Origin of the sequence: Actinokineospora diospyrosa (assembly GCF_024171925.1) — a bacterium.
GTDB lineage: Bacteria > Actinomycetota > Actinomycetes > Mycobacteriales > Pseudonocardiaceae > Actinokineospora > Actinokineospora diospyrosa.
In genome coordinates this window covers 283,128-307,868 of the sequence record NZ_JAMTCO010000007.1, presented here as the reverse complement: position 1 = coordinate 307,868, position 24,741 = coordinate 283,128, and the positions used below count along the sequence as shown (strand labels likewise).

The window sequence follows — 24,741 nt, the reverse complement described above, 5'->3', positions numbered from 1 at the left end:
TCCACGCTGCCGAATCAGGAAGTCCGGCGCCTGCGGAAGACGACCACCGTCCCAGCACCCAGGACCAAGGCCCCCAATGCGGTCCAGAGCAGGCCGATCACACCCGCCCCGGTATCAGCGAGACCTCCGGTGCCGCTCGGGGTGCGCCCGCCTTGGGGCTGTGGCGGAACCACTGTGGTCGGGACAACCGGCGGCGCCGGGGAAGTCGTGGTCGGGACCGCGGGCGAGGTCGAGACGACGGACGTGGTCGGCGAGGTCGAAGTGGCCGCCGTGGCCGCCGTGGTCGTGCTAACCGGTGTTGTCGTGCTGACCGGTGTTGTCGTGCTGACCGGCGGGTCGGGCTCCACGGCGGCGGTCGCGCTGATCGCCACCGGCCCGGCCATCGCGTTGGCCACCACGGAGGCCTCGATGCGCACGCTGTCCTTGGCATTAGCGGGAACGCGCACCGGCACGGTGACGACCTTCTCCGAACGCGGCTCAAGCGACACACCCGGCTGGCCGGGGCCGATCTGCGCCCAGTCCGGCCCAGCCGCGAAGTCGCCCTTGCCCGGCGCGGTGCGCACACCGATACCGGCGATCGGGTAGTCGCTCGTGCTGAGGAAACCGAAGGTGATCTGCGCGGTGTCACCGGGGCGGTAGTGGTCGCGGTCGAAGGTGACCGTTGCTCGCAATGTCTTGTCCGGCAGCAGAACCGCGCGCACGGGCAGGTCGAGTCCAGCCTTGGTCACCACGACGTGGTCGGTTGCCCGGCCTGCCCCGCCGGGGATCTCGTACTTGTCGGACGTGCGGTCGTAGGACAGCTCGTACCCCGTCGCGTCGATGTCGGCGACGGAGAAACGACCATCCGAGTCGGTCGCCCTGATCAGGCGCTCACCGGTCGCGCGCGACGCGATGGCCACGCGCACGCCCGAGATGCCCTCCCCCGGGTCGACGGCGCCATCACCGTCGTGGTCGAAGAAGACAGCGCCCGCGAGGTCACCCCGCTCCCTGGTGACGGGGGCACTGACCTGGAAACCGTTGTTGGACGTGTCGACCTCGGGCTCGCCGGTGACGGCCGCACCCGCGACGAGGAGCTGCGCCGAGGCGGGGCTCGCGAAGCCGGTCAGCACGAACTCGCGGGTCTCCCCGGCAGCCACCGAGATCTTCTGCGGCCGGTCCGACAGCGGAAGACCGCCGTAGTCGAGGATCCGCGGGAACATGCCGCCCAGGCCGCCCACCGCGAACCTGACGCCGTCGGCCGCGACGTCGCCGATGTTGCGGACCGTCAACGTCACCCGCACCACGTCGCTGCTCAGGTAGGCGGTCCGGTCCAGCCGCGCGGTCACCAGGAGGTCGGCGAACCGGCTCCCGTGCGGCGGGTCGACCACAACCGGTACCTGCACCCGGCCGATCGGGCTCGCCGTGATCGGGAACCGCAGCGGCGCCTCGAGCGGGGTGTCCACCCGCAACATCTGGTCGAGCAGCAGGGTGTAGGTGCCGACCGGCACGCCGGTGAAGTCGATGTCGCCGTCGCTGGTGGAGGTCGCGGTGCCGACGATCCGGCCGGTGGCGGGGTCGCGCAACCACGCGGTCACCCCGGACGGCGCGCTCTCGACGCCATCCTCGACCAAGCGCAGCCTGCCCGAGCCGGAACCGAGGCGGCCGTCGACCCGCGCCCGCGCGGTGACCTGCGTGAGACCCGGCTGGTACGTCGAGTTGACGGTGCAGTCGACGCTGACGTAGCCGAGGTCCGCCGCACCAGCGGGCACGACCTCGTCGATCGTGAAGGCAGCATTGCCGAACCCCGGCAACGTCACTCCCGGTCCGCCGTCGCGCAGATCACCCCAGGCGGCGCCCTCGCCGAGGCCCTGCGGGTCGCACTTCACCGTCACGCCGGTCAGATCGCCCAGGAAGGTGCTGCTCAAGGCCAAGGTCAGCGTGACCCGGTCGCCCACCCGGTAGCTCGGCTTGTCGAAGATGACCTCTGCGCGCACGGCGGAGTAGTCGTGGGACCACGAGATCAGCGCGAGGTCGGCGTACGCGTCACCGGAGATGTACAGGCGTTCGGAGACCGAGCCCGACGCGCCGCGGACGTCGAACTTCGGGTCCAGGGCCGTGTAGGTGGCGGTGTAGGGGCCCGCGGGCAGGTCGCCGAAGTCGAAGCGGCCGTTGACATCGCTCGTCCGGTCCGAAGTGGACCCGTTGGCCGACTTGAGGGCGACCTTGACGGCGACGGCCACCTCGCCCGGGTCGTACTTGCCGTTGATGTTGAAGTCGACGAAGGCGGTACCGCCGAACTTGCCTGTCGCAGCGACTTGGACGGCCGCAGTCGCGGTGGCCGCGTTGTCGGTCGGGTTGGCGTCACCCCCCGGCACGACCGCGGTGAACGTCAGGCGCACCTCGCCCCCGGTGACGTCGTTGATGCGCGCGCTCATCTTGAAAGACCTGATTTCCCCCGCTTCCAGGCCATCGCCCCACGGGGTCGAAAACGTGCCACCCACCACGGTCGGCGTGACCGTGCCCGAGGGGACGAGTCGAATACCGTTGGCGTACACCGCGCTGTTGTTGGTCACGTAGAGGATGACGGCGATGACATCCGAGGGCGTATAAGTCGCTTTGTCGAACGACAGGGAAACAGCGATGTCCGGCTGCACCGCGGCGACCCGCGGTTCAGGTGGCGCTGTTGCGGAAACCGGTTCGGCGTACGGGAGATCCGGGGCCTTGACCGGCCCGGCAGGACTGTCCGGAGTGGTCTGAACCGGCCCGGTCACCGGGGTGGTCGACTCGGCAGGCTCCTGCGCTGCGGCGGGAACGGCGAGCACCCCGCTCACGGCCAGGGTGACGGCGAGCGCGCCGAGGCGGGAAACCGCCTGGCGCGCGCGGGAACGGCGCACTGGTGTTCAACTCTCCCCAGAGTGGAAGCCGCGACGCCCCGATGGATTGCTTGAAACCCACGCCACGCGGTGAAGACTGCTATTGCGCGCATTCTAGGCAGATGTCCGGTTGACGACGCTATTGCCATTCCGGGAAGTTTTGGCCTACCCCAGGTTGCGCGCGCTGAACGTGTCGCACTCGGCGGGGTTCCCGGAGTTGATGCCCGCGAGGAACCACTGCTCGCGCTGCGCGGAGGAACCGTGCGAGAACTGGCTCTCGTCGACCTTGCCGCCGCCGAGGTTCTTCTGGATGAAGTCATCGCCGATGCGGGCGGCGACGTCGAGGGCGCGGTCGACGTCGTCCTGGCTGATCGAGCGGATCAGCGGCTTGCCGCTGGAACTGGCCGTGGTGGTCGCGTGGTTGGCCCACACACCGGCGTAGCAGTCGGCCTGCAGTTCGAGCCGGACGCCGTCGGAGGTGGGGCCGGTGCCCGGGCGGACCTTGTCGGAGGTGCCGAGCAGGTTCTGCACGTGGTGGCCGTACTCGTGGGCGAGCACGTAGGCCTCGGCGAACGTGCCGCCCTGGGCGCCGAAGCGGGTCTGCAGCTCGCGGAAGAAGGTGAGGTCGACGTAGACCTTGCCGTCCGCGGGGCAGTAGAACGGGCCGACGTCGGAGGTCGCGCTGCCGCAGCCGGTGTTGACGCCACCGCTGAAGAAGGTGGTGGTGGCCTGCTGGTAGGTGCGGCCGGAGCGGGCGAACTGGTCGGACCAGTAGCCCTGGATCGAGTTGATCAGCGCGACCCTGGCGCAGTCGGGCTTGGTGTTGGCGTCCTTGCCGGTGCGGCACTCCTGGGCGAGGTCGGTGTTGGACACCGCCTGCCCGCTGCCGACGCTCTCGGTGTTCAGCGGGGCGCCCGCCGGGACACCGCCGAGCTGGGAGAGCACGAAGTACACGATGAAGCCCACGATGCCGAGCCCACCGCCGCCGATGGCCACCCGGCTGCCGATGCCGCCACCCCTGGCGTCGCTCACCTGGGAGGTGTCCAGCGCAACGCCGTCGTCGAACTCCACGACCACTCCCCGTGTCCGCGCCACCGTGCTCCGTGGCGCCCAGGATAGTGGTCGGCCGCGCACTCGGCCGCAGGACACGCGCCTGGGTGCGACCGCCTGGCGTAGGCGGTCGCACCCAGGGTCCGTCACGTCGTAATGACCTGCCGCTCCGGCGGTTGGCGTGGAGCCCAGCCGAGCGGGTCAGGAGACGCGCTCGATGCGGGGATCAACAGCGTCGAGGTGCATGACCGGTACGTGTCGCGTACCGCGCACTCGAAGGTATCCGTCGAGCTCGCCGCCCTCATCCACGGCCAAGTCGATGCTTTCGGCTTAGCCGCGGGGTAGCGGCAGGCGGCAGACCATTACGGGTTTTGACTGCTTCGCCACGGCACCACCTACCCCTTCCCGGCGGGCGCGGTGACCGATTGGTTCGGCTCTTGCGGTCTGGCCCGGGCCGGCCGTCCCCTCCATGGTGCGCCTACCGTCCCAGTTGGACAACCCGGCACGGGGCTCTCGAACCGGTGAACTTCGGTAACGCGTCCGGACTGGACAGTCGGGTGCGGACACGACGGCGGCCGCCCCGGTGTGGGACGGCCGCCGCGGGGTGTGCTGCTTACGGGGTGACGGTGACCCGGTCCGACGCGGGCGGCGCCAGGTTCGGGTGCGCGGTCAGGTACGCGGCGAACGCGTCCAGGTCGACCGGCCCACCGGCGAGGTTGGTGCCCTTGGCGAGCTCGGTGAACCCGTCCCCGCCCGCGGCGAGGAAGTTGTTCACCGACACCCGGTACGACCCGGCCGGGTCGACCGGCTGGCCGTTGACGGTGATGCCGGAGACCCGGTTGCCCTGGGTGCCCGACTGCGACCAGCTGTACTTCAGCGACGCCGACACCTGCAGGAAGCGGGTGATGGTGGTGCCGTTGGGCTGGGGCTGCCACTGCTGCTCGAGCACGGTCTTGAGCTGCGCGCCGGTCAGCGTGATGGTCTGCATGATGTTGCCGAACGGCTGGACCGCGAACGCCTCGCCGTAGGTGACCACGCCGTTGCCCTCGCCAGCCGGGGAGCTCGCGTAGGTCAGGTCGGTGCGGATGCCGCCGGGGTTGGTGATGGCGATCTGCGCCTGGTTGCTCTGCGTCGCGGCGAGCTGCGCGTCGGCGATGACGTCGCCCAGCGGGGACTCACCCGAGGGGGCCGCGGCGCGGACCAGGTCGGCGGTGATGGTGCCGACCTGGCGGTTGGCGATCGGGCCCGCCTTGGTGACGGCCTCGTCGACGAGCGCCTGCACACCGGCGTCCGGGGCGATGGTGCGGGTGACGACCTCGTTGTGCGCGACGGTCGCGGTGCGCACGACGTCGCGGGTCTTGCGGTCGATCTTGAGGTCGATCACCGAGAGCAGGCGGCCGAAGGAGGCGCCCTGGATCAGCGGCCGCGGCTTGCCAGCGGGGTCGGTGACCACGCAGTTGTACTGCTGGTGGCTGTGGCCGGTGAAGAACGCGTCGATCGAGGGCGAGGCGGCCGTGGCGATCTGGCGCGCCGGGCCGGGCAGGGTGCGGCAGTCGTCCGGGCCGCCGCCCTCGGTGCTGTCGCCCTGGTGCACGAGCGCGACCTGGGTGCGGATGCCCGCGAGGTCGAGCAGCCGGGAGGTGCGGTTGAGCGCCTGGACCTCGTCGCCGAACTTGAAGCCCTTGACGACCTCGGGGGTGACCACCGAGGGCAGGTCCTCGAGGGTGACGCCGATGATGCCGACCGGGATGCCGTCGACGAACTTGACGGTCACCGGCAGCACCGCGGGCAGGCCGTTGTCGAAGGTGATGTTCGCGCCGAGGAACGGGAACTTCGCGCCGCGGTAGGGCTGGTGGAACTGGCAGCCGTCGGTCGGGTGGCAGCCACCGAACTGGACCCGCAGCAACTCCGCGTAGCCCTCGTCCCACTCGTGGTTGCCGATCACGCTGGCGTCGGTGCCGATCTTGTTCATGAACTCGACGGTCGGCTCGTCGTGGAACAGCGCCGAGGTCAGCGGGGACGCGCCGATGTTGTCGCCCGCGGCGAGCACCAGGGAGTTCGGGGCCTGCCCGCGCAACCGGGTGACGTGCGCGGCCAGGTAGGCGGCGCCACCCGCGTCGACGGTGGTCCCGTTGGGCAGGGTCACCCGACCGGAGGACCCGGCAGGCGGCTGCAGGTTGCCGTGGAAGTCGTTGAACGCGATCAGGCGCAGGTCAGTGGTGGCGGCGGGCGCCGCCGACGCGGTACCGGCGAGCCCGGTCACCGCCAACCCGACCGCGACCACGACGGCCGCGATCCGCTTCGTGACGATCATCAGTCCTCCGTCCAGGCGCCGGGCACCCGACCCGGCACAGGGTGCTGGAGTCTGCCGTGATCAGATGGCTAGGACCAGGGTCTTGAGGTGAACGCCGTAACCTGGATGCGTGACATCAGTGCGAGCCGAACCCCGGTGGCTAGAACCGGACGAGATGCGCGCGTGGCGGGCATACGTCATCGGCAGCGAACTGCTGCGCCAGCAGCTCAACCGCGAGTTGCAGGACAACCACGGCATCGCCCTGCCGGACTACGAGGTACTGGTCCGGCTGTCCGAACGCGAGGGCGGCCAGATGCGGATGAGCCAACTGGCTGGCCAGCTCGCCTCGTCCAAGAGCAGGCTCTCGCACCAGATCTCCCGCCTGGAGAAAGCGGGCCTGGTCCGCAGGGTCGGCTGCGCGGAGGACGCGCGCGGGGTGATCGCCGAGCTGACCCCCAAGGGCCTGGACACCCTGCGGCAGGCGGCACCGGTGCACGTGCAGGGCGTGCGCGAACACCTGGTCGACCTGATGACCCCGGAGGAACAGCGGGTGATGGCGGGCCTGTTCGAGCGGGTCATCGAGCACCTGGACCTCACCTAGCCGGGTGATGCGACTAGGCTGGGTCGGACTGGAGGCGTGGCAGAGCGGCCGAATGCATCCGCCTTGAAAGCGGAAGAAGGGCAACCTTCCGGGGGTTCAAATCCCTCCGCCTCCGCGGGTTCCGGGTACCCGTGTCCACGGAGAGCGTGGACCGGGTCACCCTTCCATTGTCGTGGGGGCCGAGCCCCCCACACCCCCACGGTGCGGCCACTCTCGACCCAGCGTGGCTCGCTCGGGCCTATCGGCCCTCACATTGAGTGCGTAACCAATGGGTTGTCGCCTACGTGCGGTTGGTGGCCGAACCAGCGGGGCTCGCTTGGTCCTATCGGGCCGTCGCGTTGAGTGTGGGACTAATGGGGCTGGCGCCCCATCAATGTGGATTTGCGCCCTGACGGGCGCGGAATAAGCCCGGGCCGGGTGGCTGGGGGCCACCCGGGCCCGAGGCGGGGGGGGATTACTGCTGGATGGACCAGACCTCGGGGGCGGTGAAGCCGTTGGCCCAGAGGCGTTCGACGGACTGGCGTTCTTGGGAGTTGGGGGTGGCGTTGTGGCAGGAGGTGCCCGCGCCGCCGCCGGACATCAGTTCGGAGCAGGGGCCCTGGTAGTGGTCCTTGAGGCCTAGGGCGTGGCCGGTCTCGTGCGCGGTGATGCGGACCTTGTCGTACTTGGCCATCTGCTGGTAGTCGATGTAGATGGTGCCCTGGCCGTGGCCGTTGGTGACCGCGTGCGAGCCCTGCTGGCCGTAGCTGCCCTCGACGTAGCGCAGGGTGGCGCCCGAGCACTCCTTCAGCTGCACGTTGCGCACGGTCTCGTTCCACTTGGCGAGCCCGGCGATGATGTACTGCCGGAACTGCGGCGCGCCAGAGGTGCTGACGCACACCGTCTTGGCGGCGGCGACGGCGGAAGTGGTCGCCTCAGCGGAGGCGGTGCTGGCGACAACCGGCATGGCGAGCACGGCCACGCCGATCGCGCCGACGAACAGGGATTTGATCGACATCGGGGAACTCCTTGTCAGTGGGACGATTGACAAGGTTCACAGTGACGATCCTGTTTCCCGAACGGTACATGCCAATAAAGCATAGGCGTCGCCTATAACGGATTCACGGCGCCCCAACCAGCGCAAATGCCGTCAATCACAACGCGGATGAACGATTACCATTCATCACGAAGGCGGTGGAAAAATCCCTTCTGGTTCCTATTGGGTGATTTGTGTGCAGCCGCATGCCGATGGCCCGCCGCACGCACGCGGGCCATCGGCGGCGAAATCAAGCTCGGGCGGTCCGCTTGCGGCGGGTGACCAGCGTGGTGGCCAAGCCCAGCAGCACGGTCAGGCCACCCAGGGCGGCCAGGCCCAGCACGTTGGCGCCGGTGTGGGCCAGGTTGGGCGTGGGGCTCGCCTGGGGCGCGGGAGCCGCAGGGGTGTTTCCGGCGGGGGTGACAGCAGGGGTCGTGTTCGGGGGTTGGACCACCTCGATGTCCTCCTCCGGGCGGTTCGGGCCGGGCTCCACGGAGATCGGGTACGCCTCGCCCGCGCAGGTGTAGCGGCAGCTGCCCGGGTAATAGGTCCCGCCTTCGCGGACGAGTTTCCACGGGCCGTAGACGCGGATCTGGTACGGGGCGGCGGGGAGCTCCTCGAAGGTGACCTCACCGTCGGCGTCCGTGCGCCCCTTGGCGACGAGCTTGCCGGACGCCACGTCGACCAGGCCGACGGCGAGGTCGGGGAGCTTCTCGCTGGGGAGCGGGCTCAGGTCGGGGTCGTTGAAGAACGCGAGGCTGAGGTCGTCCGGGGTCGCGGGCACCCTGGCGTCCGCGGTGACCAACTCGTTGCCCGCCGCGGGGTCGTCGGCGAGGCCGATGGTGCAGACGTGGACAACGGTGCGCGCCTCGAGGGCGCTGGGTGGGACCGTGCCGGTGATGGTGAAGGTGCGGGCCTGGCCCGCCGGGATCTCCACACCGGACGCGGTGGGGGCCAGGGCGCCCATGTCGACGTTGCCCAAGCCCGCCTCCGGCTCGGCCTCGCCCGGGCGGTGCGTGCAGAACGCCTTGACGCCGGTGAGGGTGGCGGCGCTCTTGTTGGTGATGGTCACCGCGACCTCGGCCGGGTCACCGACGTTGTAGACGTACTTGGTGAACTTCATGGTCGTGCTCAGCTGCTCGCTCATCGGGCGGATGCCGCGCACCTTCAGGTTCGCGTCCCGACCGGTCCCGTCGGCCACGATCTCGAGGGTCCTCGGGTGGAAGAACCAGCCGCCGGGTACCTCGTCGAGGCGTAACGAGTAGACCCGCAGCGGCAGGTCGGCGAAGGTGAACCGGCCAGACGCGTCGGTCTTCGCGGTGGTGGCCCCGGAGAGGGTGTTGAGCACCAGGTCGACGCCCGCGAGCCCCTCACCCGGGTCCGGCGTGCCGTCGCGGTCGACGTCGCCGAAGAGGACCCCGCCGACGGTGTCGGTCCCGGACGCCGGGTCCACCACGGGCAACGCCAAGTCGGTGGTGGCCGGGTCGACGCCGGTCAACGAGGTGTAGAACCGGGCGACCGGGGCGCCGGTCCACACGCCGACCACGGCGTTGACCGTGGCGGAGTACGAGCCCCCCGCGGGCACGGTCGGCGCGGGACCGCTGGAGTGGCCGAGCGAGAGCGGGCCCCACTCCTGGTCCGAGATCACCAGCGTCGTGCCGGACACCGGGTACTGGCCCGCGCGCACCCCGACCGCGTCGGCGTCGCCGGAGTTGGTGATGGTCAGCTTGATCGGGACCTTGGCGCCGACCAGGAACGGCCCCCCGGTGGTGGTGGCCGTGATCGCCAGGCTCGGTGCGGCGGCCGCCTCGGGTTCCTGGGCGTGGGCCGTGCCCGCGAGGGTGGCGGTGAGCGCCGCGGCGACGAGGAGTCTTCGCGCGGCACGGCGAGCGGAAACGTGCATGGTCTATCCCCCAGAGCAAGTGAGTCAGTGCTCCCGCAACATAGCCAAAAATCCCGGAGCGCAACAATGTCCGGCAATTTCGCCCAGGAACTCAACAACGGGCGGCCTCTGCGATTGCAGAGACCGCCCGCTGCCGGGACGGATCAGATCAGGCGGTTCGCCTGCGGGCGGCGAAGGTCGCGCCGAATCCGATCAGCAGGGCGAGCGCACCGAGTGCGGTCAAGCCGACCACACTGGCACCGGTGTCGGCCAGGTCGGTGCTGGGTCGGGCCTGCGGCACCGGGTTCGACACGGGGTTCGACACGGTGACCGTAGGAACCGTGACGGGAGTCGTCGGCGCGGTGGTGACCGGGTCGACTTCAGCGCCGGGGACCTCCGGGCCGGGCACGAGCTGGAAAGCGAGCTCGGAGGCGCAGTTCGGGCAAGAACCCGCGTAGATCAGCGAACCGTCGTCGCCGAAGCGGGACTTCCAAGGCCCGTAAGCCTTTACCCGGTACGGGCCTGCGGGCAGGTTCCGGAAGGTGACCTTGCCCTGCGCGTCCGCGCGGCGCTTGGCGACGAGGTCGCCGCTGACCGCGTCGACCAGGCCGATGGTCACGCCCGCGAGCTGCTCGCCCGGGTCGACGTCCCAGTCCTCGTCGCGGTCGTGGTAGAGCTGGATGCTGAGGTCGGCCGGTGCTCCGGGGACCTTGGCGACGGCGACGGCGCGCGGGTGCCCCGATGGGTCCTCAACGGCCCCGAAGTCGCAGTCGTAGACCACCGCGCCGTAGGCGGCGGCCTCGGTGGAGATGACACCGCTGATCGTGGCGGTCCTGGTCTGGCCCGCGGGGACGGTCACGCCGGGGCCCGACCAGTCGAGGTCACCCAGGTCGACATCGGCCAGCTGCGGGCCTTCGCCGCCACTGCGGTCGCAGTACGCCTGGATCCCGGTGAGGTCCGTCGTGCCGCTGTTGGTCAGCGTCACCAGCAAGTTGGCGCTGTCACCGACGTTGTAGACGGACTTGGTGAACTTCATGGTCGCCGACAGCTGGTCGGTGAGCGGGCGAACGCCGCGCAGCACCAGGTTCGCGCCGGTTCCGTAACCGTCCACAATGGCCATCGCGCTGTAGGGGACGACCCAGCCGTCCGGCGCGTCCCAGAAGGTCACCCGGTAATGGGCCAGCGGCAAGCCGGTGAACTGGAACCGGCCGTTCGCGTCGGTCTCGGTCTTCATGCTCACGGCGCCGGTCCAGATGCTGGCCTTGACGCCCTTGATCCCCTCACCGGCGTCCGGCGAACCGTTGCCGTTGCGGTCGCCGTAGATCAAGCCCGCGGCGGTGTCGGTGTTGGTGCTCGGGTCCACCACGGCGAGGCTGATCGCGGTGACCGCGGACGGGGCGTTGGTCGCGTTCACGGTGAACACGACATGCGGCGCGGAGCCGTGCCACACCTGGACCTCGCCGAGGACGTCGACCTCGAGCTCGCCCCCGGCGGGCACGGTGGCGCCCTGCGGGCTGAACATGGACAGGTCGCCCCACTGCTCGGAGCTGACGAAGAAGCTGGAGCCCGCCTGGGTGAACTCGTAGGCCCGCACCCCGACCGCGTCGGCGTCGCCGGAGTTGGCGATGACAACGTGGATCGGGATCTGCTGGCCGACCAGGAACGGGGCGGCGGGGGGCAACGCCGAGATGCTCAGCGCGGCGACACCGGCGGCCGCGGGCGCGGGCGGGTTCGCGGGCTGCGCGGCCACAATGGACTCCGGCGCGGGCTGCGGCACCACGGCTTCCGGCTGCGCGGCCTTCGCCTGTTCCGGCTGCTTCGCTTGCTGCGGCAGGGCGATCTCCGGCTCGGCGGCCTTCGGCGCATCGGGCTTCGGGGCGGCGGGCTTCGGCTCAGCGGGCTGCTGGGCGGCGGGCTCGGCGGGCGCGGGATCAGCGGGCGCGGGATCGGCGGGCTTCGGGGCGGGAGCCGGGTCGACGGGCGCGGGGGCGCTGGGCGACTGCTCGCCCACCTGCGTCCCGGTGGCGGCCGGAGCGGCTGGTTCCTCGGCGTAAGCCGTGGCGGACGTGGTCGCGGTGAGCGCGAGGGCCGCCAGCACAGCCAGCGACTTTCGCGCAGCACGACGCGCGGAAAAGGTCATCGTTAGATCCCCAGGTAAGCAGACAAGTGCGGCAATAAAGTAACCGATACCATGGTCTAATCCAAAGAGATGCCAAACACACCGCGTACGGGAAACCCAGCCGACTGTATTGGATCAATTACCGCGGGTGCGCATGCGAAACATTCACCGAATGCCGCGAATACTCGCGATCTTGGCGCGGGATTGCTCCGTGTCGGGGTGCTCGTGACCGAAGACCTTGATCCGGAGATCGAGGATGGCGCGGTGTTCGGCCTCGGCTTCGGCCAGGCTGCCCAGCTTGACCAGGACGTCGGCGTGGTTGGCGCGGCAGATCAGCGTGTGCGGGTGTTCGGCACCGAGCACCCGGGTGCAGATCTCCAGCACGGCGCGGTGTTCGGCCTCGGCTTCGGGGAAGCGGCCCTGCTCGCCGAGGGCCGTCGCGAGGTTGTTGCGACTGGCCAGGGTGTGCGGGTGCTCCGGTCCGAGCACCCTGGCGCAGATCTCCAGCTCCGCGCGGTGCTCCACCTCGGCCTCGGTGTGCCTACCCAACCTGGCGAGTGTGATGGCCAGGTTGTTGCGACTGGTCAGGGCGTGCGGGTGCTCGGCGCCGAGGGTCTTGGTGCGCAGGCGCAGGACCTCGCGGTGCATGGCTTCGGCCGCCGCGACGCGCCCGGCGTCGCAGACCACGAGGGCGAGCATGTTGCGGCAGGCGAGCGTGTCGACGTGCTCGGGACCGTGGACCCGGGTGCAGATGTCGAGCAGCGCACGCAGTTCAGCCTCGGCTTCGGGCAATTTCCCCTGGTCGTGCGCGATGCTTGCGAGGTCGCCACGCACCTCGACCGTCGCGATGTCGTCCGGGCCGTGAACTCGTCGCGCGATGTGGGCCACCGCGCTCAGTTCCGCCTCGGCCTCGGCGAGCCGCCCGAGTTCGTACCAGGTGAGGCCTAGGCAACGCCGAGCAGCCAAGGTATCCGGGTGTTCGGCACCCAAGACCTCAGTGGCCAGGGCGACCACCACGCGGTGACCCGCCTCGGCCTCGTCGAGGCGACCCATTTCCTCCGCGAGGGTCGCGAGCGCGCTGCGCAGGGACAGCATTTCGGGTGAGCGGTCGTCGGTGTGCATCGCTACGGCGCGGGAATAGGCGGTGTATGCAAGCTCGTACCGCCCGCCCCTATAGGCAGTGAGTCCCATGGACTCGTTGTCGGACGAAGATGCGTGATCGAGAGCGGCCACGATCAGCTCAGCCGAGGGTGGGTTGTCTGGCGAGGTCGTGCGCTGGGTGTGGTCTACCAGGTAGTCGAAGACAGCGACGGCATCGTTGCGCATGGGTTCAAGCAAAGCGACGCTGTCGTGCCAAGGTTGGGTTGCCCAGGTCCAGGCGGCCTCAAGGTCCTCGGGGCGGTCCGAAGGGGCGACTTCGTGGGTCTTCTCGAGCAGCGCACGCGGAAGTGGGCCGTGGTACCCGGCTCGTCTTAGCTCAACAGCCGCGGACACCAGTGCGGCGCCGCGAGGGTGGGTACCTCGGGTGCGGCCGTTGTGCCACCGCTCCAACAACTGCGGTCCTGCGGCCAGGTATTCGGCAAGACCGTGCACATCCGCGTGGAGCAGCGCCTCCGCGATCCTCGGGTCCCTGTCGCGGTCGCGGGCCTGGCCCAGTTCTGGCTCGGTGAACACGCGGTCGATCCGGACCCGAGTCGCGATGGCTAGAACCCGGCGGATGCCCTCGTGGTCGTTGTCCGCGTCCTCTTCAAGCCGGTCGAGTTCCTGCAGGCGCAGGGTGGCTACAACAACCCCGTTCGCGAGTACGCGATCGACCGAGGTGGGCGTAAGACCTTCGCCGATGAGGAAGCGCTCAAGGTCGTCCAGCCACAGGACGGCCTGCCGAGTGTCGGCAGCCTCATCAATGGCGGTGGACAAACCGCGCGGCTCTGGAGCGAAGAGGGTGTACTCGGCCAACTGCTCACGCATGACCTCATAGGCAAGGCGACTCTTACCAGCACCGGAATCCCCCACCAGCAAGACAAAACTGCCAGGCTTCATGGCCTCGGCAACGGCGGCGTGCCGGTCGCGGGGCACGTAAACCGGTACGGGATCAGTCGGCGCCGCGCCGTGCGGGGTGAGAGCACGGTGGACACCCAGCACCGTCGGGTCGGTGACATCGCGGACCTTGGACGTGCCCGCGCGCAGCGTGGCGCTCGCCAACTCCTGTCGACGGTCGTCGCGGCGCTTGTCCGTGCGCTCCAGCTGCGCGGTCAGCAACTTCGCCGGGACAGCGGCGACGGCGGCAGCCACCGCAGCGGTGATGGCCAGCCACGCCCACTGCTCGACCCCGAGCGGCTTGAGCGGCGCGGTCGCCGCCCCTGCGGCGGCCAGCAGCACCACCGCAGCCCATCGCCAAGCACCGCGACCACCCCTCATCACCCGCAAGCCTGATCGCCGCGACCGAACCGCCGCAAGGCCACAATCGGGTGGCAAAGGACGAGGCCCCACCGAATCCGGTGGGGCCTCGTCAAACCGCGACTAGCTGAACACGGTCTAACAGAACACGATCTATCAGATGGTCAGCTCGTTCGCGTGGATGCAGCCCGCGCCGTGAGCGGCGGCGGTCTCGTCCTCGTGCACCAGCTGAGCGCGCATCCTGGCCTTGCCCGCAATGCGGGACTGGGCACGCGCGGCACGCGGGGGAACGCCGTTGATGTCCTCGGTGCTGATGGCGTAAGAGGCCGTCACCCAGGCGATAGCGTCAGAGTTCCGGTCCAGGGCAACGCGGTCGATGTTGCCGAGGTTGTCACCCTTGCCGTGGTAGTTCTTGTCGTAAGCGATACCCGCGACGCCGCCCCACTTCTCGGCCTGCGCGGCGGTCTTGACACCCTCGGCGCCGGTGAACAGGCCACCCGCGGGGATGCCGTTGAGGATGAACTCGCCGTAGTCCGAGCGACCGCTGAAGTCGGTGCCCTCGGTCGGGGTGCCCGTGGTGTTGAGGAACGAGTGGAACGCCGCCTCGATCTGCGCCGAGCCGTAGGGGCCCTCACCAGCGCCGACGTTGTCGGAGTTGTCGCCGTCGTAGACGAAGTAGCCGGTGTTCGGCGAGGCGATCATGTCGAAGTTCAGGTACAGCGCGATGTCGAGCTGCTGCTCGAAGGTCAGCGACTGCACGTACTTCTTCGAGCCGACCAGGCCGAGCTCCTCGGCGCTCCACCAGGCGAAGCGGACCGCGTTGCTGACCTTCGGGGAGCCGCCGAGCTGGATGGCGGTCTCCAGCAGCGCCGCGCTGCCCGAGCCGTTGTCGTTGATGCCGGGGCCCGCCACAACGCTGTCGAGGTGCGAGCCCGCGACGACGACGTTGTTCTTGCGGCCGGTCTTGGTCTGCGCGATGACGTTGTAGCTAGTGCGGTCCTCGCGCAGCGCCCGCAGCTCCAGGGTCACCGAGGCGCCGTTCGAGGAGGCGGCCAGCGCCTCGCCGTCGGCCTTGGTGATGCCACCGGTGGGCAGCTTGGCGTTCGCCGGGTCGGTCAGCGTGCCCGCGAGGCCGCCGTCGACGTTGTTGTAGATGATCGCGCCGACCGCGCCCGCCTCGGCGGCGTTGCGCTGCTTGTCGGCGAACGAGCAGGCGCCGCGCTGGACCAGCGCGATCTTGCCGGTCACCCCGGCGAAGTCGCTGACCTCGCAGCCCGGGGTCGCGTCGACCGGCACGACGGCCAGCGGCGCGGTGATGCCACCGGTCGGCGTCGACAGGCTGTAGGTCATGATCGAGATCGGCACGGTCCGACCGGCGACCACCAGCTTCTCGGCGAGCGTCTGGGTGAAGGTGAACGGGAACTCGTGCCGGGTGACGTCGAAGCCCGCCTGCACCAGCTGCGCCTCGACGTACTCGGCCGACTGCCGGTGACCGGGAGTACCGGCCGCGCGGTTGCCGCCGTTCTTGTCGGCGATGCGCTGCAGGGCGATCAGGTGCCGGTTGACCCCGGCGCCGGTCACCTTCTTGACCAGGTTCTTGGCCAGTGCGGGGCCGTCGGGGAGCTCGGCTGCCGCGACGGGCGCCGCCGAGGACGGGATGGTGGTGAACGCCAACGCGCCGGCTGCCGCGACGATGGCGGCTCCGACCCGTAGCGACTGACTCTTGGGCATGCAGGTCCCCTCGTTCACGGGTAGGTGCGACCGCGAACCGTGACCTCCCCGAAGCGGTCCGTGTTCCGGCGTGGGCCCACCCTCGCCCGGCGAAGCCCGCTGGTCAAGAGCCGTCCATTGCCAACTTGGCATGCTCGGGACCCGCAAAGGGCCAACTCCTACGGAAAGGCCCCGTGGCGTGGTCGCCACGGGGCCTTCCCTTACTCCCAATGCCGTAATGACGGCAGATAACGATTTCTACCGAACCTGGGCGTGTGATGCCTTCGCGGCCTTGCCCTTCTTCGCCTGACCCGAGATGAGGGCCTTGCGCGCGGCGGCCTTGGCGGCCTTCTGGACGTTGTTCTTCGGCGGGACGCCGTTGATGTCCTCGGTGCTGATCGCGTACGAAGCGGTCACCCAAGCGATCGCGTCGGCGTTGCGGTCGAGCGCGACGCGGTCCAGGTTGCCCAGGTTGTCGCACTTGGAGTGGTAGCACTTGTCGTACGCGACGCCCGCGTTGCCGCCCCACTTCTCGGCCTGCGCTGCGGTCTTGACGCCCTCGGCGCCGGTGAAGATGCCACCTGCGGGGATGCCGTTGGCGATGAACTCACCGTAGTCGGAGCGACCGTCGAAGTCGGTGCCCTCGGTGGGGGTGCCGGTCTCGTTCAGGAAGCCCGCCAGGGCGGCCTCGATCTGGGAGGAGCCGTACGGGCCCTCGCCCGCGCCGACGCCGTCGGAGTTGTCGCCGTCGTAGACGAAGTAGCCCGCGTTCGGCGAGGCGATCATGTCGAAGTTCAGGTACAGCGCGATGTCGAGCTGCTGCTCGAAGCTCAGCGACTGGACGTACTTGGTCGAGCCGACCAGGCCCAGCTCCTCAGCGCCCCACCAGGCGAAGCGGACCGCGTTGCTGACCTTGGGCGAGGCGCCCAGCTGCAGCGCGGTCTCCAGCAGCGCGGCGCTGCCGGTGCCGTTGTCGTTGATGCCGGGGCCCTCGTCGACGCTGTCGAGGTGCGAGCCGACCATGACCACGTTGTTCTTGCGGCCGGTCTTGGTCTCGGCGATCAGGTTGCGGGAGGGCTTGTCCTCGGTGTGGAAGCGCAGGTCGACCGTGGTGGACACGCCGTTCTTGCCGAACAGGGTGTCGCCGTCGGCCTTGCTGATGCCACCGGTCGGGATGGTCGCGCCCTCACCGACGGTCACGCCCTGCAGCGGGCCGTCGGCGTTGTTGGCGACCAGGATCGCGACCGCGCCAGCGGCGGCGGCGTTGGCCTGCTTCTGGTTGAAGGTGCAGGCGCCGCGGCGGACGAGGGCGACCTTGCCCTTCACGTCGAGACCGGTGTAGTCGGTCGCCTCGCAACCGGGGGTGGCGTCCTGCGGGACGGCCACCAGCGCGCCGGTGACACCGCCGACCGGGGTCTGCGGGGAGAGCTGCATGGCGAACGCGTCGACCTTGGTGCCACCGGCGTTGGCGAACGCGGCGTCGGTGATCTGCACCGGGTAGGTGAACGCGGGCGTGCTGACCTCGAAGCCCGCGGTGCGCAGCAGCCCGGCGACGTAGTCGAGGCTCTGGTCGTAGCCCTTCGTACCCGCGGCGCGGTTGCCGCCGTTCTTGTCGGCGATGCGCTGCAGGGCGATCAGGTGCCGGTTGATGCCGCTGGCGGTGACCTTCTTGGCCAGGTTCTTCGCCAGTGCGGGACCGTCCGGCAGTTGCTGAGCGGATGCGGGCACCGCCGAGAACGCGAGCCCGGCGCACGCGGCGAGCAGGAGCGCACCCGCGCGGACCGATGTCCTGGGGGACGACATGGGCAAACTTCCCTTCGTGGGGGTGAAAAGTGCCGGCTCATGACGGGACCCCGACCCTCGCAATCCGGCGAGCGTGACTCTTACTCGCAAATCGCCGCCGGTCAAGAGTTCATGTTGGACTGTGACCGTAGGACGTCGGGGATACCGTTGTCGTATGCACGCGATCACGATCAGCGAACCCGGTGGGCCCGAAGTACTGCGGTGGACGAGCGCGCCGGATCCGCGCCCAGGGCCGGGTGAGGTGCTGCTGCGGGTGGTGGCCAGCGCGGTCAACCGGGCGGACCTGTTGCAGCGCAAAGGCTTGTACGCGCCGCCACCGGGCACCACGGACATCCCGGGGCTGGAGTGCTCCGGTGTCGTCATCGAATTGGGCGAGGGTGTCAGCCAGTGGCGTGTGGGTGACCAGGTGTGCGCACTGCTGGCGGGAGGCGGTTACGCCGAGCAGGTGGCGGTGCCCGCGGGGCAGCTGCTCCCCGTTCCGTCCGGAGTGGACCTTGTGGACGCGGCGGGGCTGCCGGAGGTGGCGTGCACGGTGTGGTCCAACGTGGTCCAGACCGGACGGCTGGTGGCCGGGGAGACCCTGCTGGTGCACGGCGGCGCGGGAGGGATTGGTACGCACGCGATCCAGGTCGGCAAGGCACTCGGCGCGACCGTCGCGGTGACCGCCGGTTCAGCCGAACGGCTCAACCGTTGCGCCGAACTGGGCGCCGACACCACGCTGGACTACCGCGACAGCGAGTTCGAGCGCGAAGTGGTCGCCGACGTCATCCTGGACAACATGGGCGCGAAGTACCTGCGGCGCAACGTGGCCGCGCTCAACCGGGGCGGACGGCTCGTGGTGATCGGCATGCAGGGCGGTACGACCGCCGAGCTGGACGTGTCCGCGCTGCTGCGCAAGAACGCGACCATCGCGGCGACCAGCCTGCGGTCGCGCCCGGTGGCGGAGAAGGCCGCGATCGTCGCCGAGGTCGTGGCGAACGTGTGGCCGATGTTCGCCGAAGGTCGGGTGCGCGCGGTGACGCACGCGGTCCTCCCGCTCAGCGAAGCGGCACGGGCGCACGAGATGCTCGACGAGGGCGGCGTTTTCGGCAAGGTCGTACTAGCTAACCCCTGAGCTCGGCCAAAGCCTCGACGAGCTGGTCCACCTCAACGGCATTGGTGTAGTGGGCGAGGCCGACGCGCACAGCGCCGCCGACCTCGCCTACACCCAGCGTCGCGAACACGCCACTGGGTGTGTCGTCGGCGAAAGCGCAGATGCCGCGCTCGGCCAGGTGCACCACGGCGTCCTGGGCCTTGACGTCGGAGACGGTGAAGGCGAGCGCGGGGATGCGGCGCATGGCGTCGCCGATGACCATCACGTGCCGCAGCCCGCGCAGATCGCCGATCAACCGGGACAGCAGTCCGGCTTGGTAGGACTTGGCCGAGCTGAGCGAGGTGGCGAGCCGCTCCCGGCGGGTGCCGGACGCGGCGTCGTCGAGTTCGGCGAGGTAGTCGACCGAGGCGACCAGACCGGCGAGCAACGGGTAGGCGTGCTGGCCCAACTCCAACCGCTCCGGGCCGGACGCGCGCGGGTCGAGCGAACTGGCCGGGAGGCGGTCGAGCATCGCGGGGTCGGCGAAGGCGAGCGCGGCGACCGCGGGACCGCCCCATGCGCCAGCGGACACCGCGACGACGTCGACGCCGAGCGCCTGGATGTCCATGGGGACGAACGGCGCCGAGGCGGAGGCGTCCACGACGACGACGGCGTCCTGCGCGCGGGCCAAGTCGGTGATCTTGCCGAGGTCCGGTCGGGTGCCGACCGCCCCGGACGCGGAGGTGACGGTGACGACCTTCGTGCGGTGCGACACCAGGTTCTCGTACTGCCACGCGGGCAGCTCGCAGGTCTCGATGTCGATCTCGGCCCAGCGCACGGTCGCGCCAGCGCGCTGCGCGACCCGCAGCCACGGCGCGGTGTTGGCCTGGTGGTCCAAGCGGGAGAGCACGACCTCGTCGCCGATCAGCCACCCGTCGCCGAGCGCCTCGGCGAGCCTGGCGAGCAGCACCGCGGTGTTGGGCCCGAGCACGACGCCCGCCGGGTCGCAGTTGACCAGGTCCGCCACCGCGCGGCGGGCCGCGTCGACGATCGCCTCGGCCCGTTGCGACGCCGGGAACACCCCGCCCGGACCGGAGACCGGTGCCCGCAGCGCCGTCGACACGGCTGTCGCCACCTGCTCGGGTACCTGCATGCCCGCGGGGGCGTCGAGGTGCACCCAGCCGTCACCCAACGCGGGGAACAGCCCACGTATACGAGCGACGTCGAAGGCCATGAGCCACACCGTACGAGAGTCCGCCAGCCCCGTGCCGCGTGGGGCACTACCCTCGACGGCGTGACTCAACCCTCCCCCGGCTCGGACGAGGCGCACCACGTGGTGGTGGTCGGCCCCGACGGTTCCCCGCTCGGCAGCGCGAAGATCCCGGACAGCCTCGACGCGGAGTCGGTCGGCGACATGGTCGAACAACCGGCCAAGGTCATGCGGATCGGCACGATGATCAAGCAGCTGCTGGAGGAGGTCCGCGCGGCGCCGCTGGACGAGGCCAGCCGCAACCGGCTGCGGGAGATCCACAAGCGCTCGATCGCCGAGCTCGAGGACGGTCTCGCCCCGGAGCTGCGCGACGAGCTGGAGCGGCTCTCGCTGCCGTTCACCGAGGAGAGCACCCCGTCCGACGCCGAGCTGCGGATCGCGCAGGCGCAGCTGGTCGGCTGGCTGGAGGGCCTGTTCCACGGCATCCAGACCGCGCTCTTCGCCCAGCAGATGGCGGCCAGGGTGCAGCTGGAGCAGATGCGGCGCGGGCTGCCGCCGGGCGCCAAGGTCGAAGAGGGACCGCACCTGCGCCCCGGCGGGACCGGGCAATACCTGTAGCGCTTTCGCGAAAAGGCCGATACCCGTTGCGGTGTCGGCCTTTTCGCGTTGGCGCTTGTCTTACTGGTGGGCGCGCGCGAGATCCGCGGGGCTGTCGATGTCGATCGCCCGCGCGGCCGGGACGACTTGGGCCAGGACCTCGGGGACGAAGAACCGGCGGTGCGCGCGGAGATCGCGTAGACCAACGACGTAGACGCCGCCGGTGGGGCGCAGCACCTGGGGCAGGTTTTGGCGCGGTGCCTCAAGATCCGCCCAGTCGTGCGCGGGCCGGAGGCGGCCGTCGTCGAGCACGCACGCCTTCCACGGGTGGTGCTCCTCCCCCGCCGACATCTGGACCACGGACCCGGTTGTCCGGTCGCCGTGCAGCCGCAGGCACTCGGCGACATCACCGGCCGTGCGCAACGGCGACGTCGGTTGGAGCAGGACCAGGAGGGCGTCCTCGATCCCCAGTTCGTCCACCGCGTGCAGGACCGCGTCCACGGATCGGCTGTCGGGCCTGGACAGTGCCGGTGGCCGGTAGACGATCTCCGCGCCCGCACTCGCCTTCGCGATGGCGGTGTCGTCGGTCGTGACCACCACCCGGTCGACCCGCGGTGTCTCCAGTGCCGTCAGCACGGCGTGCGCGACCAGCGGCCTACCCCGGAAGAGGGCAAGGTTCTTGCCCGGGAACCCCACGGATCCACTGCGGGCGGTAACCACCGCCACCACATCGGTCACACTACGTTCCTCTCGCGCTGCGCTGAACAGCCCAAGACCTTAGGCTTGATCGCCTAGTACACCTCGACCCCCCACCCCCACACATGACCATTCTGCTCAACGAGCCGGTGACTGCCACTTCAGCGCTGGCCGACCTGCTCGGTGCCTATGCGCGCCGGGTACCGCCGCGCACGGTCGCCGTGGTCGGCAACGCCCCCCTCCCCGCCGACCCCGCCCGCGCGGCCGCGATCGACGCCTGCGACCTGGTCATCCGCATGACCAGCTTCACCGTCGACCCCACCGCCCTCGGCACCAGGACCGACGTGGTCGTCCTGCACCGGGGCGTGATCGCCAGCCCGCACACCTTCGCCGACTACACCTCGCGGTTGTACCTGCTCGTCGAACCCGGGCGGCTGCACTGGGAACCGGAGACCATCCCGGACTGGTGGCCAGCCGACCTCGGTTTCGTCCCCATCCCGAACCGCGAGTTCACCGTCCCGCTCAACGCCCTGCTCGGCCTGGACTCCACCGCCCCCACCTGGCCGACCACCGGCACCCTCACGACGTACCTGGTGACCGAGCTGTTCCCCGACGCGAGCGTCCTGCTGACCGGGACCTCGATCATCGACTCCCCCGACCAAACCACCTTCCCGCACGCCTGGGGCGCCCCCGTGGCGGTCACCCCGGAACACCGGCTCCGAGCGGAAGCCACCCTCCTGCACCACTGGTCGACAACGGGCAGAATCGAACTCCTCCCATGAACCCCCTCGCCCCCCTCTGGCGCCGCGTCTACGCCGTAGCCCGAACCGAAGCCACCGCGGTCGGCACCGAAGCGAGCCGCGAGATCGAACAACTCCGCACGGAACTGACCCCGAAACTGGACGAACTCTCGCGCCAGCTGACGGAACTGACGGACGCGGTGAACTGGCTCAACAGCGAACACCGCCGCATAGCCGCCCAAACGGCCGCCATCGAACCCCGGTTGGCTGAGGTGGAACACGTGCGGCCAGCGGTTCCTGTGGGCAGCGACAACGCAGTGGCTGGGTTGGTGGAGGAGATCCGGGAGGAACACGCCCGAATCCGCACCCGCCTCAGCCTTGTCGCCCGCTACGAAGAACGCCTAACCCGCCTCGAACAGGGCGCGGAATAGCCTTCTCACTTGCCTATCGCCGGGCGGTCACTAGCTGCCCACTCATACGTGACTGGCCCGCCGACCACTGAACACTCGGACTCGCCAGTCCCCATCCTCGGCCGGGTCCGCCCCCACCCACCTGGCCAGCCAGCGGCCCTCCAACGCACCGGTACCGCCCCAGCCTGCGTCGGCCCGCCCCCGCCAGGTCCGCTCCAGCCCACCAACCCAGCCCCTGGACACTCGGACCCGCCGGTGCCAACCCAGCTGCCGTCAGGTCCGCCCCAACCCACCAACTCAGCCACTGACACCCGCAACCCGCTGGCTCCACCCCACCCCACGCAAGATCATCTGGCGCAAGAGCCCCCAATACACAGCCTATTGAGAGATCCCGACAGAACCGGGGCAGCGACCACGGCCTGTGGACAACAGAACCCGTTGTGGACAACCACCCGCCAACCCACCCGGCCAGCCCCCGAACACTCGGACCCTGCGGTGCCAACCCGCCCCCCGTCAGGTCCGCCCCAACCCACCAACCCAGCCCCTGGACACTCGGAACGGCCGGTGCCAACCCAGCCCGCACTCGTCAGCCCACCTACTCAGCGCCTGGACAGTCGGACTCGCTGGTGCCAAATGCTCGATGGGGTGGACCTGTTTTGTGTGGGGGAGCGGCAGCCGTAGCGTCGGTAGCGGACAGGGCCATGCTTTTCGGCCCCTGCTTTGCGGTCCTGCCACGGGTGTCGTAGGGGCCCCGCACAAAACAGGTCCACCGCATCGAGCTTTTACGCATTGTCGCGGATCGGGCCCGATGTTGCCGCCAGGCAACGAGGCGTCCGATCCCGGGTCGCCGAGCTCGCCGCCAGGCGACGAGGCCGACCCCAATCCCTTGCCCCGCACCCCCAACCCCGGCCTACGCCAAGATCAACCTGATCGAAAGCCCCCAAATACACAGCCTACCGACGCGCACCGACAAACCGGCAGCAGCGAACGGGACCTGTGGACAACCGCAGCCATTGTGGACAACCAAGCAACTCGCCACGGCAACAAGCGGCCCAACCACCCCCACACCCAAGATCAACTGAAGCAAGAGCCCCCGATATACAGCCTACCGAGAGGCACCAACAAACCGGGAGCGGCGAACAGGACCTGTGGACAAGCGCGCTGGTTGTGGACAACCACCACCACCAAGCCTCACCGATCCACGAACTGCTTATACAACGACGGCCGCCACAACGCCGTGCCTTCGAACAACTTGATAATCCGCCGACGCGCCCCTGGCTCCCCGAACCCGTGGAACGCGGGCAACCGCGGCAACCGGCACACCTCTGCCACCGCCTCCCGGATCTCCCCCGGGTCCGGCGCCACGTTCAACACACCCTCAGCATTCGTCCGCCCCCGCTGCCGCGTTCCCACATTCACCACCCGCGTCCCCACCACAGGCGCTTCCCGCACCCCCGACGACGAGTTCCCCACCATCACATCCGCATTCCGCATCAACGTCACGAAATGCTCGAATCGCATCGACGGCAGCCGGGTGAACCGCTCTCCCGTAAGTCGATCCAATTCCTTGCGAATGTCGTCGCACCCGGCATCGTTGTTCGGATCGATGATGACCCAGTTCCCACCACCAGCAAGTACCGCGTCAACAACCGCGGCCGCGTTCATCGAGTTCAGACCGGGCTCAGTCGTGACCGGATGCACCACCAGCACCCCGTACCGCTCGAACCCGATCTCGTACCGCTCCCGCACCTCCGCGATCGAAGGCAAGTCCGGCGACGTCAAAATATCAATCTCCGGGCTGCCCACCACGAAGACGCGATCCTCTTCCTCGCCCAACTGCAGCAACCGCGCCCGAGCAGTAGCGTTTGCCACCAAATGCACGTGTGCGTGCTTGGAAATCGAATGCCGCACGGAGTCGTCAATCGCGCCCGAGACTTCCCCGCCCTCAATGTGGATCACCCGGACGTTGTGCAGCGACCCCACCAGCGCGGCAGCCAGAGCCTCAACGCGATCCCCCTGGACCACGATTGCGTCCGGCCGTTCCTCGTGCACCAACCTGGTGAGCGCCTGGACCGTGTTGGCGAGGACCAGGGCCATGGGCTCGCCGTCGACCTGGTTGGGGATCAGGTGCAACCGGCGCAGGCCCACCCGTTCGACCTCGTGGACGGTGTAGCCGTAGCGGCGGAGCAGGTGCATGCCGGTGACCACGACGCGGGCTTCGAGGTGGTCGCTGGACTGGACGGCCAGCATGATGTCGCGGAGTTTGCTGAAGTCGGCCCTGGTGCCGGTGACGA

At 69.5% G+C, this 24,741-nt stretch carries 17 protein-coding genes and 1 tRNA gene; 6 read left to right on the top strand and 12 right to left on the bottom strand.

Annotated features, from left to right (window positions below; genetic code table 11):
* Window positions 1–14: 14 nt before the first annotated feature.
* From LV75_RS15265 to LV75_RS15255, 3 genes are all read right to left on the bottom strand, one after another.
* A complete protein-coding gene (locus tag LV75_RS15265; RefSeq protein WP_253887548.1) occupies window positions 15–2,873 on the bottom strand; it encodes an SdrD B-like domain-containing protein in 2,859 nt (952 codons plus the stop codon).
* Between the two features lie 144 nt (window positions 2,874–3,017).
* Window positions 3,018–3,923, bottom strand: a complete 906-nt coding sequence (gene ypfJ / locus LV75_RS15260) for a KPN_02809 family neutral zinc metallopeptidase (RefSeq protein WP_253887547.1) — start codon at window positions 3,921–3,923, stop codon at window positions 3,018–3,020.
* A 592-nt stretch (window positions 3,924–4,515) separates the two neighbouring features.
* Window positions 4,516–6,216 (bottom strand): bifunctional metallophosphatase/5'-nucleotidase, encoded by a 1,701-nt coding sequence (locus tag LV75_RS15255; protein ID WP_253887546.1) that lies wholly within the window; start codon window positions 6,214–6,216, stop codon window positions 4,516–4,518.
* A 109-nt stretch (window positions 6,217–6,325) separates the two neighbouring features.
* Here LV75_RS15255 and LV75_RS15250 point away from each other — a divergent pair, with 109 nt between their 5' ends.
* Complete coding sequence (locus LV75_RS15250; RefSeq protein ID WP_253887545.1) at window positions 6,326–6,796, top strand: MarR family winged helix-turn-helix transcriptional regulator; 471 nt, start codon at window positions 6,326–6,328, stop codon at window positions 6,794–6,796.
* A 30-nt stretch (window positions 6,797–6,826) separates the two neighbouring features.
* A tRNA-Ser gene (locus tag LV75_RS15245) sits at window positions 6,827–6,911 on the top strand.
* Window positions 6,912–7,250: 339 nt separating this feature from the next.
* Here the strand turns inward: LV75_RS15245 and LV75_RS15240 are convergent.
* The 6 genes from LV75_RS15240 to LV75_RS15215 form a co-directional block, all read right to left on the bottom strand.
* Window positions 7,251–7,793: a snapalysin family zinc-dependent metalloprotease gene (locus LV75_RS15240; protein WP_253887544.1), complete on the bottom strand. Its 543-nt coding sequence runs from the start codon at window positions 7,791–7,793 to the stop codon at window positions 7,251–7,253.
* A gap of 268 nt (window positions 7,794–8,061) precedes the next feature.
* Window positions 8,062–9,714: a hypothetical protein gene (locus LV75_RS15235; protein WP_253887543.1), complete on the bottom strand. Its 1,653-nt coding sequence runs from the start codon at window positions 9,712–9,714 to the stop codon at window positions 8,062–8,064.
* Window positions 9,715–9,862: 148 nt separating this feature from the next.
* Window positions 9,863–11,833: an SdrD B-like domain-containing protein gene (locus LV75_RS15230; RefSeq protein ID WP_253887542.1), complete on the bottom strand. Its 1,971-nt coding sequence runs from the start codon at window positions 11,831–11,833 to the stop codon at window positions 9,863–9,865.
* A gap of 144 nt (window positions 11,834–11,977) precedes the next feature.
* Window positions 11,978–14,230, bottom strand: coding sequence for a tetratricopeptide repeat protein (locus LV75_RS15225; protein ID WP_253887541.1), 2,253 nt, complete (start codon window positions 14,228–14,230; stop codon window positions 11,978–11,980).
* A 135-nt stretch (window positions 14,231–14,365) separates the two neighbouring features.
* Window positions 14,366–15,940, bottom strand: coding sequence for a M28 family metallopeptidase (locus LV75_RS15220; RefSeq protein ID WP_253887540.1), 1,575 nt, complete (start codon window positions 15,938–15,940; stop codon window positions 14,366–14,368).
* A gap of 237 nt (window positions 15,941–16,177) precedes the next feature.
* The gene (locus LV75_RS15215; protein WP_253887539.1) at window positions 16,178–17,722 is read right to left on the bottom strand and encodes a M28 family metallopeptidase; all 1,545 of its coding nucleotides are present in this window, start codon (window positions 17,720–17,722) and stop codon (window positions 16,178–16,180) included.
* Window positions 17,723–17,876: 154 nt separating this feature from the next.
* Between LV75_RS15215 and LV75_RS15210 the strand changes: the two genes are divergently transcribed.
* Window positions 17,877–18,836 (top strand): NAD(P)H-quinone oxidoreductase, encoded by a 960-nt coding sequence (locus LV75_RS15210; RefSeq protein ID WP_253887538.1) that lies wholly within the window; start codon window positions 17,877–17,879, stop codon window positions 18,834–18,836.
* On the opposite strand, the gene LV75_RS15205 is transcribed toward LV75_RS15210, so the two are convergent.
* The gene (locus LV75_RS15205; protein WP_253887537.1) at window positions 18,826–20,028 is read right to left on the bottom strand and encodes a cysteine desulfurase-like protein; all 1,203 of its coding nucleotides are present in this window, start codon (window positions 20,026–20,028) and stop codon (window positions 18,826–18,828) included. The genes LV75_RS15210 and LV75_RS15205 overlap by 11 nt on opposite strands.
* A gap of 60 nt (window positions 20,029–20,088) precedes the next feature.
* On the opposite strand from LV75_RS15205, the gene LV75_RS15200 reads away from it, so the two are divergent.
* Window positions 20,089–20,622 (top strand): bacterial proteasome activator family protein, encoded by a 534-nt coding sequence (locus LV75_RS15200; protein ID WP_253887536.1) that lies wholly within the window; start codon window positions 20,089–20,091, stop codon window positions 20,620–20,622.
* Window positions 20,623–20,682: 60 nt separating this feature from the next.
* Here the strand turns inward: LV75_RS15200 and LV75_RS15195 are convergent, their stop codons facing one another.
* Complete coding sequence (locus LV75_RS15195; protein WP_253887535.1) at window positions 20,683–21,339, bottom strand: acylneuraminate cytidylyltransferase family protein; 657 nt, start codon at window positions 21,337–21,339, stop codon at window positions 20,683–20,685.
* Window positions 21,340–21,422: 83 nt separating this feature from the next.
* Here LV75_RS15195 and LV75_RS15190 point away from each other — a divergent pair, with 83 nt between their 5' ends.
* Window positions 21,423–22,079: a hypothetical protein gene (locus LV75_RS15190; protein WP_253887534.1), complete on the top strand. Its 657-nt coding sequence runs from the start codon at window positions 21,423–21,425 to the stop codon at window positions 22,077–22,079.
* Window positions 22,076–22,468: a hypothetical protein gene (locus LV75_RS15185; RefSeq protein ID WP_253887533.1), complete on the top strand. Its 393-nt coding sequence runs from the start codon at window positions 22,076–22,078 to the stop codon at window positions 22,466–22,468. Before LV75_RS15190 ends, LV75_RS15185 begins: the two co-directional genes overlap by 4 nt.
* A 1,170-nt stretch (window positions 22,469–23,638) precedes the next feature.
* Here LV75_RS15185 and neuC read toward each other — a convergent pair.
* Entirely contained in the window at window positions 23,639–24,697 is a 1,059-nt protein-coding gene (neuC, locus tag LV75_RS15180; RefSeq protein WP_253887532.1) for a UDP-N-acetylglucosamine 2-epimerase, read from the bottom strand.
* Window positions 24,698–24,741 lie beyond the last annotated feature (44 nt).